Annotated in this window: 1 tRNA gene; it reads right to left on the bottom strand. The window is 50.8% G+C overall.

The features are described 5' to 3' along the window. Positions 1-138: 138 nt before the first annotated feature. A tRNA-Ile gene (locus DXD16_RS08530) sits at positions 139-215 on the bottom strand. Positions 216-360: the final 145 nt, after the last annotated feature.

Raw genomic sequence — 360 nt, 5'->3', positions numbered from 1 at the left:
CATTGAATAGCTATACTACCCAATCTTTCGCCCAGCACACAAAATCAAAGTAGTTAATTTGGGACGGGGCTATTTTGACTACTTTGTTGGATAAGAAAAAAGCCCCGAGGCAATGCCCCAGGGCTCTTAACGTTTTGATGGTGGACCTGACAAGATTCGAACTTGTGACCTCCCGGTTATCAGCCGGACGCTCTAACCAACTGAGCTACAGGTCCATCGCGCAAGGGATATATTAGACGAGTCGTTACGCGCGCGTCAACAACTTTTTTGAAAAACTTTGGGTGGGGTGTCTGCCCCGGCTGCTCGGCGGCATGCGAAGTCGCCTGCTCGGACAGTCCTGCTCGCACGGAGAGCACATTA

Origin of the sequence: Collinsella sp. TF11-5AC, assembly GCF_003436775.1 — a bacterium.
GTDB lineage: Bacteria > Actinomycetota > Coriobacteriia > Coriobacteriales > Coriobacteriaceae > Collinsella.
This window is presented reverse-complemented; position numbering and strand designations above follow the sequence as displayed.